Source organism: Qipengyuania intermedia, assembly GCF_019711615.1.
Classification (GTDB): Bacteria; Pseudomonadota; Alphaproteobacteria; order Sphingomonadales; family Sphingomonadaceae; genus Qipengyuania; species Qipengyuania intermedia.
In genome coordinates this window covers 657,105-673,180 of the sequence record NZ_JAIGNS010000001.1, presented here as the reverse complement: position 1 = coordinate 673,180, position 16,076 = coordinate 657,105, and the positions used below count along the sequence as shown (strand labels likewise).

15 protein-coding genes and 2 tRNA genes are annotated in these 16,076 nt (G+C 61.1%); 7 read left to right on the top strand and 10 right to left on the bottom strand.

Features of this window, described 5'->3' with window-relative positions; translation table 11 throughout:
- Positions 1-2 precede the first annotated feature (2 nt).
- From K3179_RS03280 to pdeM, 3 genes are all read right to left on the bottom strand, one after another.
- Entirely contained in the window at positions 3-1,112 is a 1,110-nt protein-coding gene (locus K3179_RS03280) for a DUF547 domain-containing protein (protein ID WP_221562449.1), read from the bottom strand.
- Positions 1,113-1,430: 318 nt separating this feature from the next.
- On the bottom strand, positions 1,431-1,949 hold the full coding sequence (infC, locus tag K3179_RS03275; protein WP_090477735.1) for a translation initiation factor IF-3: 519 nt from the start codon (positions 1,947-1,949) through the stop codon (positions 1,431-1,433).
- Between the two features lie 100 nt (positions 1,950-2,049).
- On the bottom strand, positions 2,050-2,751 hold the full coding sequence (gene pdeM / locus K3179_RS03270) for a ligase-associated DNA damage response endonuclease PdeM (protein ID WP_221562448.1): 702 nt from the start codon (positions 2,749-2,751) through the stop codon (positions 2,050-2,052).
- Between the two features lie 45 nt (positions 2,752-2,796).
- On the opposite strand from pdeM, the gene hemF reads away from it, so the two are divergent.
- Positions 2,797-3,654: an oxygen-dependent coproporphyrinogen oxidase gene (gene hemF, locus K3179_RS03265; protein ID WP_221562447.1), complete on the top strand. Its 858-nt coding sequence runs from the start codon at positions 2,797-2,799 to the stop codon at positions 3,652-3,654.
- Here hemF and K3179_RS03260 read toward each other — a convergent pair whose 3' ends face one another.
- Positions 3,655-4,554 (bottom strand): glycoside hydrolase family 16 protein, encoded by a 900-nt coding sequence (locus K3179_RS03260; protein ID WP_221562446.1) that lies wholly within the window; start codon positions 4,552-4,554, stop codon positions 3,655-3,657.
- Between the two features lie 180 nt (positions 4,555-4,734).
- On the opposite strand from K3179_RS03260, the gene K3179_RS03255 reads away from it, so the two are divergent.
- The 4 genes from K3179_RS03255 to K3179_RS03240 all read left to right on the top strand — a co-directional run bounded on the left by K3179_RS03255 (position 4,735) and on the right by K3179_RS03240 (position 10,210).
- The gene (locus K3179_RS03255) at positions 4,735-6,633 is read left to right on the top strand and encodes a M1 family metallopeptidase (protein ID WP_221562445.1); all 1,899 of its coding nucleotides are present in this window, start codon (positions 4,735-4,737) and stop codon (positions 6,631-6,633) included.
- Between the two features lie 87 nt (positions 6,634-6,720).
- Positions 6,721-7,704: a hypothetical protein gene (locus K3179_RS03250; RefSeq protein WP_221562444.1), complete on the top strand. Its 984-nt coding sequence runs from the start codon at positions 6,721-6,723 to the stop codon at positions 7,702-7,704.
- Between the two features lie 50 nt (positions 7,705-7,754).
- Positions 7,755-9,848 carry a RelA/SpoT family protein gene (locus K3179_RS03245; protein ID WP_221562443.1) on the top strand — a complete coding sequence of 698 codons (2,094 nt, stop codon included), beginning with the start codon at positions 7,755-7,757 and terminating at the stop codon, positions 9,846-9,848.
- Positions 9,845-10,210, top strand: coding sequence for a VOC family protein (locus K3179_RS03240; protein WP_221562442.1), 366 nt, complete (start codon positions 9,845-9,847; stop codon positions 10,208-10,210). The genes K3179_RS03245 and K3179_RS03240 overlap by 4 nt, the downstream gene beginning before the upstream one ends.
- Here the strand turns inward: K3179_RS03240 and K3179_RS03235 are convergent.
- The 6 genes from K3179_RS03235 to hspQ all read right to left on the bottom strand — a co-directional run bounded on the left by K3179_RS03235 (position 10,207) and on the right by hspQ (position 14,493).
- Entirely contained in the window at positions 10,207-10,659 is a 453-nt protein-coding gene (locus tag K3179_RS03235; RefSeq protein WP_221562441.1) for an META domain-containing protein, read from the bottom strand. The two genes, K3179_RS03240 and K3179_RS03235, sit on opposite strands and share 4 nt — an antisense overlap.
- On the bottom strand, positions 10,656-10,973 hold the full coding sequence (locus K3179_RS03230; protein WP_221562440.1) for a DUF1905 domain-containing protein: 318 nt from the start codon (positions 10,971-10,973) through the stop codon (positions 10,656-10,658). Before K3179_RS03230 ends, K3179_RS03235 begins: the two co-directional genes overlap by 4 nt.
- The gene (locus K3179_RS03225; RefSeq protein ID WP_221562439.1) at positions 10,970-12,001 is read right to left on the bottom strand and encodes a peptidylprolyl isomerase; all 1,032 of its coding nucleotides are present in this window, start codon (positions 11,999-12,001) and stop codon (positions 10,970-10,972) included. Before K3179_RS03225 ends, K3179_RS03230 begins: the two co-directional genes overlap by 4 nt.
- Positions 12,002-12,199: 198 nt before the next feature.
- The gene (locus K3179_RS03220) at positions 12,200-13,729 is read right to left on the bottom strand and encodes a hypothetical protein (protein WP_221562438.1); all 1,530 of its coding nucleotides are present in this window, start codon (positions 13,727-13,729) and stop codon (positions 12,200-12,202) included.
- Between the two features lie 171 nt (positions 13,730-13,900).
- Positions 13,901-13,991: transfer RNA gene (locus K3179_RS03215), tRNA-Ser, on the bottom strand.
- Positions 13,992-14,112: 121 nt separating this feature from the next.
- Entirely contained in the window at positions 14,113-14,493 is a 381-nt protein-coding gene (gene hspQ, locus K3179_RS03210; RefSeq protein WP_221562437.1) for a heat shock protein HspQ, read from the bottom strand.
- Between the two features lie 162 nt (positions 14,494-14,655).
- On the opposite strand from hspQ, the gene K3179_RS03205 reads away from it, so the two are divergent.
- Together K3179_RS03205 and K3179_RS03200 are read left to right on the top strand one after the other, a co-directional pair.
- A tRNA-Ser gene (locus tag K3179_RS03205) sits at positions 14,656-14,745 on the top strand.
- A 128-nt stretch (positions 14,746-14,873) separates the two neighbouring features.
- A complete protein-coding gene (locus tag K3179_RS03200; protein ID WP_160594196.1) occupies positions 14,874-16,070 on the top strand; it encodes an acyl-CoA dehydrogenase family protein in 1,197 nt (398 codons plus the stop codon).
- The last annotated feature ends 6 nt before the right edge of the window (positions 16,071-16,076 follow it).

Here is a 16,076-nt window from a genome sequence, read left to right as displayed (position 1 = left end):
CGTCAGCCGGCGGATGGACTTTCGACCGGCTCGGTTACGGTCTGCTCGTCCTGTTGCTCTTCCTCTTCGGCACCGATCAGGTCGCTGCCGTCGCCCGGCATGATAAAGACGCGTCCGGTCCGGCCTTCCTTGCGCAGCTTCTCGTACTTGTCGGACCGTTCGGCCAGATAGCGGGCGACCGACGAGGGAACGCGGAAGCTATTGGCCTGACCGTCGCTGTAGACGGTGTTGTAGGTCGGCTCGCGCTGGCCCCCTGCCAGATCGGCGATGGTTTCTTCGTACTGGTTTACCTTAACCTCCGACTTGGAGGCGAGGAGTTCCTTCACTTCGTCCTCGGCGTATCGCGACAGGTGCGCCTTCAAATCGTCACCCATCTGAGGGAAGTAAAACGGCGCGGCTTCCTCGTAGATCGCGGATACGAGCAGGGTCTTGCCGTAACCTTCCACGCCGCGAAGCGAGTTCACGAATTCGTTCGCGCCTTCGAGCAACAGGCGATCGACATTCTCTCCCGTATGCGCCTCGCGCTGGATCGAGGGGCTTCCGACATCGCCGCGGAAGAAGCCGTAAATGACCTTGGGATCCTTCCAGTTCGGATAGACGATGCGGGTCCGGATATCCTTGGGACTCATCGAAACGCCGTTCACAGTGATGAACGGGGTGACATCGAGCGGGGTCTTGTTTTCCCCGAGCAGAAGGCGCGACGGCGCCTTGAGCGGGTAATTGAGCGCGATCTGTTCGATCATCGCGACATTGTGCAGGTTGATCCAGAAGGCGAGCTGTTCGGCGCGAGGCAGGCTGGCGATGTCCACCTGTGTTGCGACCCGCTCGAGATCCTGGCGATATTCGGTGAAGGTCGCGATCGCTGCTTCGTCCATCAGGGAGAAGGGGATGCGATTGCCTTCCATTCTGACGCGGGAATCATGACCCCAGACGCGGCGGCTGCCGATAGTGGGATCGGGACGGGTCGCGCCTTCGCGGGTGGACAGACCCATGCGCAGCACCATGTACTGCAGGGCGTCCTGCCAGATTGCGTAATCGAGCGAGGTCTGTTTCGCGGGCCGGGGCACGAACTTGTCGAACTCGCCAGCACTCGCCGCAGTGTTCGAGGTCACATTCGGCGAGGCTTCCTGAGACAGGGCCGGGGCGGATGTCGCGCAAGCCGCAAACAGGACTACAGAAGCAAGAAGGCGGTTTTTCACGGTCAATCCCTGTCAAAATAGCAATGGCTGCGTTCTATACGTAGCGATGCGCCTAAGGTCCCCCGGACAATACAAGGCTCTGTAATAACAAAGCCATGTGGCTTGCCGATGAACCGATGCTTTTCGTCGAAGCATAGGCGACGTTCGTGGTCAGCAATCTCTTCGGAACCAAAAAGGCGGGGCAATCACCATGTGACGCCCCGCCTTCGTAGAACCGGTTATCGGACAGGCTTACTTGGGAGCCAGCACCATCAGCATTTGGCGCCCTTCGAGACGCGGGAAACTTTCCACCTTCGCGATCTCTTCCACGTCGTCGCGCACGCGGTTGAGCAGGTCCATGCCCAACTGCTGGTGCGCCATTTCGCGGCCACGGAAACGCAGCGTGCACTTCACCTTGTCGCCGTTTTCGATGAACTTCACGACGTTACGCATCTTCACGTCATAGTCGTGCGTATCGATGTTCGGGCGCATCTTGACCTCTTTGATGTCCTGGGTCTTCTGCGTCTTGCGTGCGAGGTTCGCCTTCTTCTGCGCCTCGTAGCGATATTTGCCGACATCGAGGAACTTGCACACCGGCGGGTCCGCATTGGGGCTCACTTCGACGAGGTTGAGGCCCAGTTCGTTGGCCTGCTCGGTCGCTTCGCGGGTGTACATCACCCCCAGGTTCTCACCTTCGTGATCGATCACGCGGACCTTGGGGACATTGATCATGTTATCGTAGCGCGGGCCGCTTTTCACGGGCATTTGCATGCTGCGCCGGGGTGGACGGGCTATGGGGCATTCTCCTGATTCTGCCGATTTGTGTGGTGGCTATGTAGGGTGAAACACCGCAAACCGCTAGTGGAGATAGCTACGCGGCTTTCCAAAGCGGGAAACGGGCCAGTTTGCCTTTCGCCGGAACCACGGCATCGATGCGCTCTGCAGGTTGCAGCGCCTTCAGGATGGCCGGGTCTGCCGCGTTCATACCGCCGGTGTAAGCGCCGAAGGCGGGGAGAATCATTCGCCCACTGGGTTTTCCGTCGGCGCCTTCATTGGCGCTGACAACGGCGCACGGTCGGCGGATCATCCGCTGGCGCACCTTTACTTGCAGGCGCGGGTGGTAGTGGCCGGAAAGCTCCGGTCGGGTCTCGCCCTTCTTGGCGCGGTGGCGCAGGATTGTGCCGTTGATCTCGATCTCTTCGACTAGCGTGCCGCCGCACCGTGCCTCCATGTCGGGATCGTGGTTGCCGGTGATCCAGACCCAGTCGACGGCCTTGGTGAGGGCTTCCAGCATGCCGCAGGCGTGCGGTTCGAGCCGAGCGGAGCCTTGCGAATCGTGGAAGTTGTCGCCCAGCGTGATGACCCGCCGCGCGCCGGTCTCGCGGATGGCCAGCGCCACCCGCTCAAGCGTCTCGCGGCTATCATAGGGCGGTATCATCTGGCCGTGCCCAGCGAAAAAGCTGCCCTTTTCGAGGTGCAGGTCGGCGACCAGCAGCGCACGCTCGCGCGGCCAATAGAGCGCACGACCCTCCGTGAGGAGCCATTCCTCGCCAGCGAACGAAAGGGGAACCATGGCCCGCTATTGCCGTAGCTGCCTGCGAATGGCAAGGCCTCTCGCATGACCGACTGGACCGATAATATCCAAGCAGCACGCAGCTGGTTCGAAACCCTGCGCGATCGCATTTGCGCCGAGTTCGAAGCGATCGAACGAGAAGCCGGATCGGATGCGCAGTTCCAGTACGATAACTGGCAGCGCGAAGAGGAGGGCAACGCCGATCCCGGTGGCGGCATGCGCGGGCTTATGAAAGGCAAGGTCTTCGAGAAGGTCGGCGTGAACGTCTCCACCGTTCGGGGCAATTTCGCGCCGGAATTCGCCGGTTCGATCAACGGAGCGACGGCCGAAAATCCCGGCTTCTCCGCGACCGGCATCAGCCTCGTCGCACATATGGCCAATCCGCATGTGCCGGCGGTCCACATGAACACGCGGTTCCTGACGACCAGCAAGGCGTGGTTCGGCGGCGGAGCGGACCTTAATCCTCCACTGCCGTATGAAGAGGATACCGAGGACTTCCACGCCCGCTTTCGCGCTGCCTGTGCCGCCCATAACCCGACCTATTACGACCGGTTCAAGAAGTGGGCGGACGATTATTTCTACATTCCCCACCGCGGTGTGCATCGCGGGGTAGGGGGCATCTTCTACGACCACCTGGAATGCGAAGACGACGCCGCGTTCGAGCGCAATCTGGCTTTCACGAAGGATGTCGGTGAAGCTTTCCTCGACATTTTCCCTCAGCTGGTGCGCCGGCGCATGGGCAGCGAATTCGACGATGCGGACAAGCGCCAGCAGCTCGAATGGCGCGGCCGCTATGCCGAATTCAATCTCGTCTACGACAGGGGCACACTCTTCGGGCTCAAGACGGGCGGCAACATCGATGCCATCCTGATGAGCCTGCCGCCCGAGGCGACGTGGAGCTGACTACTCGGCCGGTGAGTAAACGCGCACCCAGTCGACGAGCATTTCAACTTCGCCACGCTTCACGGCTTCGACCGTTTCGGCGGGAATTCCGGGATAGGGCTCCTCGATACGGTTCGTCTTGAACGGATAGGCGCCGCCCATGGCAAAGTTCAGGATCAGGTGCTTCTCGTTGTCGAAGCGCCAGTCGCCATAGTTTTCGACCATGGGCTTTGTGACGCGATAAAGAACGTGATCGTCGATCAGGAAATCGATCTGGGTGTCGGTCCATTCGACCGCATAGGTGTGCCACTGGGTGACATCGACGCCTTCTGGGAAGAAGAACTTGTTCACGATGGGCGTTTCACCCGAGTAGCCGGGGCCGTGTAGGGCGACGCCGATCCAGTCCTTTTCGCCGACATATTCCATGATGTCGATTTCGCCCGTTCCCGGCCACTTGTCGTTGCCCAGCAGCCAGAACGCAGGCCAGACACCGACATTGTCGGGAAGCTTGATGCGCGCTTCTGCCCGGCCATGCATGAAGTCGAACTTGCCCTGGCTCTCGATCCTGCCCGAAACGAACGGCGCGTCGCGTTCCGCCTTGGTGTCAGCGCCGGGCTTGAAGACCGGGCGCAGGACCAGTGCGCCACCTTCGGCGCCTGCAGCATCTCCGGTGAAGGCGATGACGGACGGATCGTCGATATATGCCTGCTGTTCGTTATTCACCCAGAAATCGGGGCCGATGACGATCCACTTGTCGCGATCGAGCGCGCCGTCGTTGAATTCATCCGCGAAGATGAGCTCGCGCTCCGGTGCAAGAGCCTGGGCCAGCGCCTCGCCCGCGTCATGATTATGCGCGTGTGCCGCCGGCGCGGTGCCGAGCGCGAGGGCGGATGCGAGTGCGAAGGTCCAATGGCGGGTCATAAATGCCTCTCCGAGAATTCTGATAACGTTCACAATACGCGATTGAGTGCCTTTTGCGAGCCCCGTGCTTACGAATTCAGTGCGCGGGGTGGAAAGCTGTGCCGGGATCGTGGATAGGGCGCAAGGATTTGAAATACACGCCCAAACCCAAGCGGGCGCACCTTCTTCGGAGAGACAACCATGCAACGCCTTGCATCCGGCATCGCCATCCTTCTCGCCACTTCGGCCTGCACCACGATGGAAGTGCATGACGGCATGCCGATCGTCACGGAGCCGATGGTGGCACCAATCCTCACCACGCCGGAGGCGCAGGACAATCTCACCTATGCAGAGCCCGAAAAGGCTCGCGTTACGCATGTTGCGCTCGATCTCGCGCTCGATTTCGCGGCGAAGCGCGTCGGTGGAACCGCAGATCTTCGCATCCTTGCCGATCCCGGTGAGGAAAGATTGGTGCTCGACACCAACGGTCTCGAAATCTCGCGCGTTACGGATCACGTTGGCCGCGACCTGACATTTGAAATCGGTGAGCAGGTCGAAGAAGGAGGCAAGGGCGCTCCGCTGATCGTGATGCTCAACGGCGTACGCAACGTTCGCATCCATTACATGGCACCTGCGGATGCCGAGGCGCTCCAATGGCTTTCGCCCGAACAAACCGCCGGCGGTGAGTATCCTTTCCTCTTCAGCCAGGGCCAGGCGATCCTCAATCGCACCTGGATCCCGACGCAGGACAGCCCCGGTATCCGCCAAACCTGGGAAGCCCGGATCATCGCGCCCAAGCCGCTCGACGTGGTGATGAGCGGGGTGGCGCAGGGCGAACCGGAAGACTTGGGCGATGGCCGCCGTGCATTCCGCTTCATAATGGACAAACCGGTACCGCCCTACCTCATCGCGATTGCGGCAGGGGACATCGACTTTCGTGCGATCGGACCGCGTACGGGCGTCTGGGCAGAGCCTACGGTCCTGCCGCGCGCCCACGCCGAAGTCGGCGACACCGAGGAAATGGTCGTCGCTGCGGAAGAGCTGTACGGCGAGTATCGCTGGGGCCGCTACGACATGATCGTCCTGCCGCCTGCCTTCCCTTACGGGGGTATGGAAAACCCGGTAATGACCTTTCTCACCCCGACCTTCATCGCGGGCGACCGCTCGAACAACGGTCTCGTTGCACACGAACTGGCCCATAGCTGGTCAGGTAATCTCGTGACCAATGCGGTCTGGGGCGACAGCTGGCTGAACGAAGGTGTCACCACCTATTTCGAGAACCGCATCGTCGAGGCAGTGTACGGCAAGAAGCGGGCCGAGCAGGAGGCTGCGCTGATGTACGCCAACATACAGGAGGTACTGGGCGAGGTCGGCAATGACGCTCCTGGCACGGCTCTCAGCACCGATGGCGGGTACGAGCTGGGCAGCGCGATCGCCTATGACAAAGGCGCATTCTTCCTGCGGACGGTCGAGCGCATTGTCGGGCGCGAGCGCTTCGATGCGTGGCTGCGCCAATGGTTCGACAACCATGCTTTCCAACCCGCCACAAGCGAGATGTTCTACGAAGACATGATGCAGAACCTCGTAGCGTCCGAGGCAGAGGCACAGGCGCTGATGCTCCGAGACTGGATCTTTGCCCCAGGCCTGCCGTCGAATGTGGCGAAACCCGATCCGGCAGCATTCGCCGAGGTTGACGCGGCCGTGGCAGCCTATGCCGATAGACGGACGATCCCGACCGCCTATCCGAACTGGACCGCAGCCGAGCAAATGCGCTTCCTCGACAATTTGCCTGCTACGCTCTCTGCCGAGCAGCTTGCAGAGCTGGATGCCAGCCTCGGCCTGTCGGATACGGGCAATAACGAAATCCTTTTCCTCTGGCTCGAGATGGCGCTGGAAAACCGATACGCGCCTGCCGTGCCCCTTGCAGAAGAATTCCTTGCCCGGGTCGGGCGCGCCAAGTTCGTTCGCCCGCTTTTCGGCGTTCTCTGGGACCAGGGCGATTGGGGGCGGCCTATCGCGCAGCGCATCTATGCAAAGACCCACGACACCTATCACGCGGTGACACGTGCGGGAGTGGACCGGGTAATGGCAGCGGACTGATTGCATCCGCTGCACGCGGCGGTGCAGCCAACGCCATTGAGCGGACCATCAACAACGATTAGGCAGCGGGTAACAGGGAGAAGCGCAATGACCGCAAGCCTTTCCGCCCGTCTTGCCCCGATCGCGATCCTGCTCGCTCCGCTGCTGGCCATTCTCGCTGCTCGCCTTGCTACCCATAGCGATCTCGCCGCGCGCCATCCGCGCACCGCAGCACTGTTGTTTCTGTGGATTGCCGCCGATGCGCTGACCTTGGCCGCGATTGCCAGGGCCCCCAAGAACCGTCCCGGGCTGAGGGTCCTCTTGGGCACGATCGCAGCAGGCTGCATCGTCGCGACAGTGGCTGCCGCAGGCCCGGTGCGGGAGGCTTTGCTCGACATGCGGGCGATCGTGCTCGCGATGGCGCTGACGGTGATCGCTTACCTCGGGTGGAGCGCTGCCGATGCGCTGCGCACTTATCGTCGCACCGGATCCGCCGAATTGGCGGCGTGCCAGGTATTGCCAGCCAATCTCGTCCGTTTCGCAATGTTCGAAAGCAGCATGATACGCCTGGCACTCTTCAAGTGGGGCGCGCGGCCGCATGTGCCCGAAGGCGCGCAAGGCTTTGCCTATCACCGCGTGATTAACCCGATGATCGCGGCTTTCCTCGTCCTGCAACTGATCGAGATCGTCGTCGTCGATCTTCTCGTCAGTCACTGGAGCCGTCTTGCGGCGCTCGTGCTGCTTGCGCTCGGCATCTGGGGCGCGCTGTTCCTCATCGCGCTGATGAAGGGATTCCGGCTCTATCCGATCTTGCTGGACGGGGATTGCGTGCATGTCCGCGCAGGATTGCTGATCGACCTGCGTGTCCCGATCGATGCAATCGAAGAGTTGGAAGCTTCGATTACCAAGGCCGAGGCAGATCGTGCGGATGTCCTCAACGCTGCGCTGTACTCGCATCCCAATATCATCATGCGCCTGCGAACGCCCATCCGGCATGCCGGCCTGTTCGGGAAATCGCGCGAGGTACGAAGGATCGCCTTCCGGCTGGACCAGCCCGCACCCTTCATCGAGGCACTCGAACCCCGTCTGTAGGATTTTTGCGTTGCATTGCAGCAGGCTTTCGCCACATCGTGTGAGCCGAGATGCTGCGACAGTACGAACTTGTTGAACGGGTCAAGGAATACGACCCCGACGCCGACGAGGCGATGCTCAACCGCGCCTATGTCTATACCGTGCAGAAGCATGGCACACAGACCCGGGCGAGCGGCGATCCGTACTTCAGCCACCCGGTCGAAGTCGCAGGTTTGATGACCGACCTGCAGCTTGACCAGGAAACTATCGCAACCGCGCTGCTGCACGATACGGTGGAGGATACGCTCGCCACGATCGACGATATCGAGGCGAATTTCGGCGGCGACGTTGCGCGGCTGGTCGACGGTGTAACCAAGCTTTCCAAGATCGAGCAGATGCCCGAAAATGAGAGGGCTGCCGAAAACCTGCGCAAGTTCCTGCTCGCCATGAGCGAGGATATTCGTGTTTTGCTCGTCAAGCTGGGCGACCGGCTGCACAACATGCGCACCCTGCACTTCATCAAGAAGCCGGAAAAGCGCCAGCGCATCGCGCGCGAGACGATGGATATCTACGCGCCGCTCGCAGAGCGGGTCGGCATGTACGAATACATGCGCGAAATGCAGATGCTGGCGTTCGAACAACTCGAACCGGAAGCCTACGAAACGATCACCCAACGGCTCGACCAGATCAGGAAGGAGGACGGCGGACAGGTCGATGCAATTGCGCTCGACATGAAGCACGCGCTGGCGGAGGCAGGCCTGACGGTGGAGGTTTCGGGCCGCGAAAAGCATCCTTACTCGATCTGGCGCAAGATGGCCGAACGCCACGTGTCCTTCGAACAGGTCACTGACATCATGGCCTTCCGCATCATCACGGACAATGTGGCCGACTGCTACCGTGCGATGGGGGTATTGCACACGACGTGGCAGTTCCTCCCGGGCCGCTTCAAAGATTACATTTCTACGCCGAAGACCAACGGTTATCGCAGTCTCCATACCTCGCTAATCTATGGCAAGTCGATGCGCGTGGAAGTGCAGATCCGCACGCGAGAAATGCACCAGACCAACGAATTCGGTCTAGCCGCGCACTGGGCCTACAAGCAGGGCGACAAGCCTGACGGCCAGGTCGGCTGGCTGCGCGACCTGATCGAGATCGTAGATGCCAGCCACGATCCCGAAGAGCTGCTCGAGCACACGCGAATGGCGATCTACCAGGATCGTATTTTCGCCTTCACCCCGAAGGGCGCATTGTTCCAGCTGCCCAAGGGTTCGACGGCGGTCGATTTCGCATTCGCCGTCCATACGGATCTCGGCGCGCAAACAGTGGGCGCAAAAATCAACGGCCGCCACATGCCGCTGCGCACTCAGCTTAATAATGGCGATGTGGTCGAAATCCTGAAGGGTAAGAACGCGGAGCCGCAGATGAGCTGGCTCGGTTTCGTCGTGACGGGCAAGGCGCGCGCTGCGATCCGCCGTGCCGTTCGCCTGAAGGAACGCGCCGAAGTCGCCGATATCGGTCAGAAACTCTATGACGAGATCGCCTCCCGCGTGCCGGCAAAGATCGGCAAGAAGGCCCTGCGTGCAGCGCTCGCGCGTCTCGATATGGAGGAGGAAGACGACCTCTATTACGCGATCGGCTCGGCCAAGATCGCCGATCGCGAGGTCATGGAGGCGCTGGTTCCGGGCAGTACGGAAGGGCTGGCCGATGACGATGCCGAATGGCTGCGCAGCGGCAAGTCGTTGTCTATCCGGGGACTCACTCCGGGCGTCGGCTACAAGCTCGCCGAATGCTGTCACCCAGTGCCGGGCGACCGCATCGTCGGCATTCGCAAGCCCAACGAAGGCGTCGAGGTGCACGCCATCGACTGTCATGAGCTGGCGAGCGGGATCGACACCGATTGGCTTGACCTGTCGTGGGGCAAACGCTCCCGAGGTGCTGTGGGCCGCCTCCGGGTGACCTTGTACGACCGTCCGGGTACATTGGCCGAGATGGCGGGTATTTTTGCCAAGAATGTGGTGAACGTGAAAAGCCTTGAGCAGGTGCAGCTCGACCATCCGTTCACGACTTATGAAGTCGATCTGGAAGTGCAGGATCTCGCCCACCTCACGCGGATATTGAGTGCCTTGCGCGCGAGCGATTCGGTTGCACAGGCAGAGCGCGCATGAGCTTGCTGACCGGTATCGATCACGTCCAGCTCGCCATGCCCCATGGCGGCGAAGTCCACGCCCGCAAATTCTGGGGCGATCTGATGGGACTGGAAGAAGTGGCGAAACCTGGCCACCTGGCAGTCAATGGCGGCTGCTGGTTCGAGGGCGAAGGTATCTCGATCCATTGCGGTGTCGAAGATGCCTTCCTTCCGGCGCGGCGTGCGCATCCTGCCCTGCTGGTGGAAAATCTCGGCGCCCTGGTCGCCAAGCTTCAGGCGGCCGGGATCAAGTTCAAGCCGGGCAAGGAACTGGAAGGTTACCGGCGCGGGGATATTGAAGACCCCTTCGGCAACCGCATAGAACTGATGGAAAAGCTCTAGCGCGCGGGCGGACGGACCAGCACGGCGCGATGGCCGGGCAGGGTCAGGATCAGGCGATCGTTTTCGACCTGCATTTCCGGAGATCCAAAGGCAAAGCGCGCGAACAATACGTCGTTCGGTTTTTCCTCACACGCCTGCAGTGTGCAGATCATGCTCCGCTCCAAAGCGCCGCGCGGTTGATCCAGATCTTCGAAACCGCACGAATTGCACCCGTCGTGAAATCCTGAAATCTCGCCCCAGCGGACGCCCAGAGAATAACCGCCATCGCTCACGTCCACCCCGTCGATCTCGACGAATTTCCACCCTCCGTCCTCTTCGGGCGCGGCCACCATGTGCCACAGGGTCTCGCCCGGCGGCAGCGCAACGTCCACGATCACCGCAACCAGCGCGATGCCGAGCCCGCCCGCGGTGAGCCATGCCAGGCGCTTATGGTGCTGGCTCCGGCTCACTGGAGCTCGAGTTCCACAGTGAGCTCATCGCCCTCGATAAGGTTTTCCCGCTTCATCACCTTCTTCGACACAAGCAGCACCCATTCCGACTTCCGGTTCTGGGGAAACACCGAAGTCTTCCAACGGGTTCCGCCAATTCGGGCCGTGACCTTTACGGACCCGAAACCGCGACGGCTGCCGAATTCCAGGCGCAACAGCGTCTCGTGCATGGCGATGGATTGTGCGTCTTCTCCGGTTAGCGTCACGAGATGATAGCTCCCGCGCTCCCCGCGCCATTGGCGCAAGGGGAGGGTGCAGGATAGGGTTTCGCTCACTCGCCCGCGCGGCGGATGGGCACGGGGATATTGCAGATGTCCGCACCGCCCGCCGGAGTTATGAAGAACGGATCGCGGCGATTGGCGCGCGCTGCGACATATCTGGCGAAGGTCTCCCCCTCGCTGGACAGGTACTCGAAATTCGGACGTTCGTCGGCAGGCAGGTCGCTTGCCATTCGCACGGCAAGAATGGGCGTGCGTTTATCGGCCTCTTCTTCGGTGTAGAAGCCCAGCGCGCCGGTTCCGCGCGGTAGCGATGAGAGATGCTCCATGCCTTCTACCATGCGACCGACAAGCGCGATGTTGCGATCGAGATGGCGCGGGGCATGGCCGATCACGGTGTAAAGTTCGGCACCCGACCCGGTGTCCGGCGAATAATTGCGGCCGACACCGACCATGCCGTAGCAGTGGATCGGCCAAGTTTCCGCGCCGTACTCGCTAAACGTCGAAGCTACCGGCCATCCGCGATGAAAGCCGACCAGATCGGAATACTCGTCGCCCAGTTCCGATTCCTCAGGCGCGATCCAATCTTCTCCGGGCTGGAATTCGGCCTTCGCGACAAGGTTCGAGACGGTCAGTTGTGAAAGAATTCGTCCGTCTACGCTGTAGTCGCTCTCGGCCATCACTTGAAGCCCCGCGGGCAGCAACTTCGGATCGCCATCGGCTTCCGGGTTATCGTAATTGAGGTCGCCCCATTGCACGACATAATTGTCCTGCACGCGGTTTACGGTGATGTCGTCGTACCAACCTGTGCGGGCGAGAGTGCGAATGTTTTCCACCCAGCCTTGGCTGAACGGAGCCGACATGAGCTGGATTACAACCTCTCGTTCTGTCCCGTCTGAGGCCGGCGCCAGGGTCATCACCAGAAGGTCCTCAGCGGGTATCGCAACCCACTCTTCGGCCTCGGCGCCCCCGACGATCTCATTCGGCGAAGGCGCTCCGGCAGGCTGGTCCTGCGCTGCGAGCGGAGAGGCAAATGAAATGGAAATGGCGAGCGCTGCTGTGAGCGAAATCAAGGGTTTGGTCATGGGGCGGAAGCCTGCCACGCAAGCCGACAAACAAAAAGCCCCTTTTCGCACGTTTTGAGGGGCGAAAAGGGGCTCTGAAGCAATGGTCGCAGGGAATGCAATTCCGCGCACCATCGCGACTTGGGGGGTGGTATGGGAGGAACGGCGGTCCCGCGATCGGGTTCCAACGGTTCGTCGCAAAAAAGTCGGGCTGAAGAATTACAGAGTGGCGAAGTTGACCCCGTCGCGATGGGCGATGGAAACGGTTCGTCCGACCAGGTCTTCCGAAAGCGTCTCGAACCTGTCCGCGCCAACCTCGGCAAGATCGACCCGCGCTACGACCCGGCCTCGAGCGTTCCGGGCGATGATGAAAGCGGAGGCCGGACCATCCCTGCCGTGGATCAGCGTGAAGGCTTCGACCTCGGCTTCGCAGTCTTCGTCCAATAGTATGACCTCGGGCCTGCTCTCGATCGCCTGGTGGCACGCATCGCTGGATAGCGGTTCCCATTCATTCGGAGCGCTCGTCGAATAGACCCCGACCGATTCCTTGCTTGTGAAACCGCCATTGGCGAGGACGAGTCCATAGCTTCCGCGATCTGCACGCAATCGTTCGACCATGCTGGCGATCGCATGCGTGGAATAATTGTTTCCCGGCCCGCCGAAGAACGGCAGTCCTCCGGTGACCGTCAGGTCTCTGTCGATTGGATCAACGCCCAGGTACTCTGCCGCCAGTATAGGAACGATGGGAAAGCAGCTGTAGAGATCGAAGTGGGCAATCCTGTCTGCGGAAAGGTCCGAAGCGTCGAGTGCGGTTTCCAGTGCCAGCCTGATGGCATCGGAATGGGACAGGTCCGGTCGCTGGGTCATCAGCGCGTCTTTCACATCGGCGTGGCCATGCAGATACACCCATTTGTCTTCCGCCACGCCCAGTTCGCGTGCCTTTCCGGCCGTGGTCAGGACAAGGGCGGCAGACTGGTTCACGGCATCCTGTGCAACATGCCATTTCAGCAATGGGTCGCACATCGGGTAATTGGCTTTAGAGGGTGTCGAGAGAAATTCCTCGCTCAGGGCCTGCGGGAACTGCGCGTAGGGATTGGCTGCGGCAATTTCCGAGAAGCGCGCGAAAAGCCTGCTCGCATTTTTCCGCCATTCCTCTGTCGAAAAACCTTTTCGCGCACGCCAGGCCTGTTCCTGTGCGGCATAGTTCTGAGGCGGCATGCCGAGACCGTTCGTGAATTCGTAGCGCGAAAGGAGGGGCTCTCCCTTGCCTCTGTCCTCGACCGGACCGTCGGTATCGTCGCTCCAGTCGAGGGCGTGGCCAGCCCTCATCGCTGCTTTCATCGCCCCCGTCACCTCGCCTCCGGCGATGAGTGCGACCTCACATTCCCCTGCAAACAGGCTGGCAGATAGCTCGTTCACCATTGCCTGAGGCTGGTCGCCCCCGACTACGGAATAGATCGCCCTTTCCGGCGAAAGTTCCGTGCCCTGCAAGACGGCTCGTGGCAGATTCTTGATCGTACCGAAGGGTGTGACGGGCTGGCCCAGCGAATCCGGGAACGTGCGGATGAACAGGGCGAGATCGACGGCATCGGCGATGACCTCGCTGCCGGTATCACCTAAAGCTCGTGAGATAGCGGCGCGGATCATCTCCACCGGGTGTGGGGCCTGCGACGGATCGCTCCCGTCCCAACGATCAACCACCTGGCCGACGCCGATAATGACGGGAAGCCTGTCCGCTTTGCTGGCCATGGTGCAATCCTCCTCGCTCCGAGCGCGCCGTCCGCTGGGAACGCGCGCTCTAATCAGCAAACAGGGTCAGTTTGCGCAAGTGGAGAAGATTTATATCAATGCTGGGATTACCACGCGCACGACGCATCGCGTCGCTGTCGGTCGATCAAGGTCGCTTCGAAGGATGGGAAATGGCGGAGCAGGAGGGATTCGAACCCTCGATACGGGGTTACCGTATACACACTTTCCAGGCGTGCGCCTTCGACCACTCGGCCACTGCTCCGCATTCTCGATCTGGTGGCCATGCCCTTGCTAGGCAGTAGCCGCGTCAAGAAGGCGCGCCTCTAGCGGGCTTGCGTGTGTGGCGCAAGCGGACAAACGACGCGGGGTTTGTGACCGCCGGCCTAGTGGGTGAGTTTGCGGCGCATCCGGTAGCGCCCGTTCTCGAACTGCTCGAAATACTGGTGAACGTCCGGATGCGAAACCGGTCCGGTGAGCGCGTCGCCAATCAGATTCTGCTGGCTGACGTAGGCAACGTAATCGCTCTCGTCGCTCTCGGCGAGCAGGTGGTAGAACGGCTGGTTGCGGTCCGGGCGGATTTCCTCGGGGATCGACGAATACCATTCTTCGCTATTGGCGAAGACTGGGTCGATGTCGAAGATTACGCCGCGAAAGTCGAAGGTCTTGTGTTTGACGACATCGCCGATTGCAAAGCGTGTCCTGATGCGGCGGGGCGCCTCGAGAGTGCGACCTGCCTGGGCGGAGAAAAACAAAGTCCTGTCCATGTCACGGGAGGATATGGGAAGCGCGCCTCCGGTAACAAGTCTCGCGGCCGCATCGTCCCCCGTTTTCTGATGCGAAAGGGCTTGGCAAGCCGAACCTGCACGGCTAATGGCCCCCTCGCTTCGACCGAGGCCCGATGGGCCCTTCAGGCACACCCGACATGCGGAGAGGTGGCAGAGAGGTCGAATGCGCCGCACTCGAAATGCGGTATACGGGCAACCGTATCGTGGGTTCGAATCCCACCCTCTCCGCCAGTCACCACACCCACCTGCAAGCTCAGCTTTGTCATGCACGCGCGGATTTTTGCGCTGGGGGCTTTCGGCCAGGCGCTGCGCGTGGCAGGTAGCCATGCCTGCAATGACCCCGCGTGGAGACTGGTCCGATGAATCTTGAGTTCACCGCCGAAGAACTGGCGTTTCGTGATGAGGTGCGATCCTTCATCGAGGAAAACTATCCCAAGCATCTCGGCGATGCCGGAATGCGCGAGGACATGTCGCCCGAAGACATGGTCGCGTGGCACAAGATCCTGGGCGAGAAGGGCTGGTCGGTTCCGTCCTGGCCTGAACAATATGGCGGCACCGGCTGGACGCCGACGCAGCGCTATATCTGGCTCGAAGAAAACGCTCGCGTGAATGCTTTCATGCCGCTTCCCTTCGGTGTCTCCATGGTCGGCCCGGTGATCTACACTTTCGGCAGCGAGGAACAGAAGGAACGGCACCTGCCCGGCATTCGCAGCGGGGACGTGTGGTGGTGCCAGGGCTATAGCGAACCGGGCGCGGGTTCCGACCTTGCCTCGCTCAAGACCACGGCCGTGCGTGACGGCGATCACTACGTCATCAACGGGCAGAAGACCTGGACCACGCTGGCGCAATATGCGGACTGGGGCTTCTTCCTCTGCCGCACCGATCCCGACGCTGCGAAGCCGCAGGAAGGCATCAGCTTCATCCTGATCGACATGAAGACGCCCGGCGTCGAAGTCCGTCCGATCAAGCTCATCGATGGTGGCTACGAGGTCAACGAGACCTGGCTGACGGATGTACGCGTGCCGGTCGAAAACCTGGTCGGCGAGGAGAACAAGGGCTGGACCTATGCCAAGTTCCTGCTCGCCCATGAACGCAGCGGCATAGCCGGCGTTGCGCGCTCCAAGCGGGCCGTCGAGAAGCTTCGCGAAATCGCCGGTAAGGAACTGCTGGACGGCGAACCGCTGATCGAAGACCTGGATTTCGCGCGCAAGGTCAGCCAGCTCGAAATCGACCTCGCCGCTCTCGAAATCACGGAATTGCGCACCCTTGCGGGCGAGCAGGCGGGCAAGGGCCCGGGACCGGAAAGCTCGATCCTCAAGATCAAGGGCACCGAAATCCAGCAGCGCCTGACCGAACTTACGCTTGAAGCGGTCGGCAATTACGGTGCCCCGATGTACGGTCAGATCGAGGATGCGGGCTCCAACCAGTACCCCATCGGTCCGGACTACGCGCAGCATTCTGCCGCGACCTATTTCAACATGCGCAAAACCTCGATCTACGGCGGGTCGAACGAAATCCAGCGCAACATCATCACGAAAATGATCCTCGGCCTGTAAGGCTGG